Origin of the sequence: Planktothrix sp. FACHB-1355, from assembly GCF_014748295.1 — a bacterium.
Lineage (GTDB): Bacteria > Cyanobacteriota > Cyanobacteriia > Cyanobacteriales > Aerosakkonemataceae > Aerosakkonema > Aerosakkonema funiforme_A.
In genome coordinates this window covers 1-2,277 of the sequence record NZ_JACJUP010001129.1, presented here as the reverse complement: position 1 = coordinate 2,277, position 2,277 = coordinate 1, and the positions used below count along the sequence as shown (strand labels likewise).

The following is a 2,277-nucleotide window of genomic DNA, read 5'->3' as shown; positions in this document are numbered from 1 at the left end:
TAAAACCTCCTTACTGGTTTTCTCCATTTGGGGGCTGTTTGCTTCGCGTAATAACGCGAACTTTTCCAAATTTCAACAACCTTGTGGGTTGCTTAGCTTGCTAACAGATACTTTTCCAGTATGGCATCGGTTTGCATTTGACTGGCTCAGTAAAGAGTAAATTTTTTAGGTGGTAATTATTACCGTTTTAGCAGAGCGAATATGGATCGTTTTAGATTCGATCGGCCAACTTTCTCAGATCCATTCAGCTGTTCTATTAAGTGTTCAACTCAAGAGTGCCTACATCTTGACAAGTAGATATGTGGTATGCTAAACATTTTAGGCTTTCAATCCTCCTATTTCGATTTGACTCCAAGGACAATATAGCTTATTGTTCAGTCACTCTAACATAAAGAAATTATAATTTTTTTAAATTTACTCCTTAAGATAGATGATTTGGGCCATAAAATTGCAGATTTTGGCTTGGCATTCCGAAGATAATAGAGGTAAGCAAATCCAGAATATATAGCAAACTTTCGACAAACCAAACTACAGTTATAAGGCCAAGTGCCTGGTTAGATGCTTGCACGCGCTCGCCGATCCAAATGACTGTTTGATTTTACCGGAAATGTGCTATATGCCCTTTTTTTTTGAGAAACTCAGCATCAAAGTTAGTACTGCTCTATCGCAGGAAGAAATTTAGAAGCTGTATCGACTGGATGTTATGCCAAAATAGGTGTGCAATGCCCAAAATTGGTAACAGAAGGGATACACCTCATAGAAAAATTGATGGTTTTGTTCTCCAGTATCAATTTAAATCACAGCTTATTCTTTCTGTAAAGGTTCTCTATCACTTTTTTAAATATCTTAATTATTATACTTTTCCTACTTTTCCTACTTTTCCTACTTTTCCTACTTTTTGCTACAAAATAAATAAAGTAAGTTGCTACTTACTGGCGTTGAATACCTATGAAAACTTAGTTTTTTTAGTTTCATAGCTTAAAAAATAATTCGATCGACTTTTGCGTAGTTAGTGCGGAAAACTAGGTTTTTGGGGAATCGAGCAATTGGACATAGAGCCACAGAAAAGCCTCAGAAAGTAAGCGAGCTATTCAAATCATGAGGTTTACCGATCGCACTATTTACCGGAGAGCAAACAAAACAAGGTTTTCACCCCAAAGAAGCAGAGCCAGCTTATATTAGGACTGAATATCAGCCAATTCTAACCAGCGCTCAGTTGCGAGATCGATAGCCTTAGTCAAAGCTTCCACTTTTTCGTACAACTCTCGCACCTTAGTGACTTCTCCAGGAGGAGCATTGTAAAGTGCTTTTTCCACTTCAGCTTTTTCAGCTTCCATCTGAGCTATTTTACTTTCTAACATTTCAAATTCTCGTTTTTCTTTAGATGAAAGCTTGCGCGGTTTGTGGCGATCGGTTGATTCTTCCTTAACTTTCGAGCGAGGTTCTTTGGGCTTTTCTTCAGGCTTGGGAGAAGCTTCTTCTTCTGCTTTTTTGAAATCCAGATAAATTGAGTAATTACCGGGATATTGACGGATATTCCCACCCGATTCAAAAGCAAAGATAGTATCTACAGTGCGATCGAGAAAATAGCGATCGTGCGAAACTGCAATTACACAACCGTTAAAATCTTCCAGATAATCTTCCAGCACCGCCAAAGTCTGCACATCCAGATCGTTAGTCGGTTCGTCCAAAATCAACACATTTGGCGCACCCATCAAAACTCTTAACAGAAACAAACGCCGCTTTTCACCACCAGAAAGTTTATAAATCGGTGCATATTGCTGATTACCGGGAAACAGAAATCGCTCCAACATTTGCGAAGCGCTAATCTGAGTACCATCGGCAATTTTGACAAATTCACCTTCTTCTTTAATGTAATCAATTACCCTCTGATTTTCATTCATAGCGGCAAGTAACTCATCAGAATGCTGGTCAAAATACCCGATATGAATCGTAGAGCCGATCTCAACACTACCCGAATCAGGGCGATCCCGGCCTGTAATAATATTAAGCAGAGTAGATTTCCCAGCGCCATTTCCGCCAACGATACCGAGTCGGTCTTCCGGATTAAAATTGTAAGTGAAATTGCTAATTAAAGTGCGTCCGCTGTACGCTTTAGAGATATTCGTAATTTCGATAACTTTTTTGCCAATCCGACGCCCAGGAGTAGCAATATCAACTTTTCCTTGAACTTGTTTAAACTCCTGCGCCTGCATATCGCGGATACGTTCAATGCGAGCTTTCTGTTTGGTGCTGCGAGCTTTTGGCCCACGCTTG

The 2,277-nt window shown here is 39.6% G+C and carries 1 protein-coding gene; it reads right to left on the bottom strand.

Annotated elements, in window-relative coordinates:
- Nucleotides 1–1,178: 1,178 nt before the first annotated feature.
- The coding region (locus H6S82_RS29815; protein WP_191057220.1) for an ATP-binding cassette domain-containing protein at nucleotides 1,179–2,277 on the bottom strand (1,099 nt) is incomplete at its 5' end.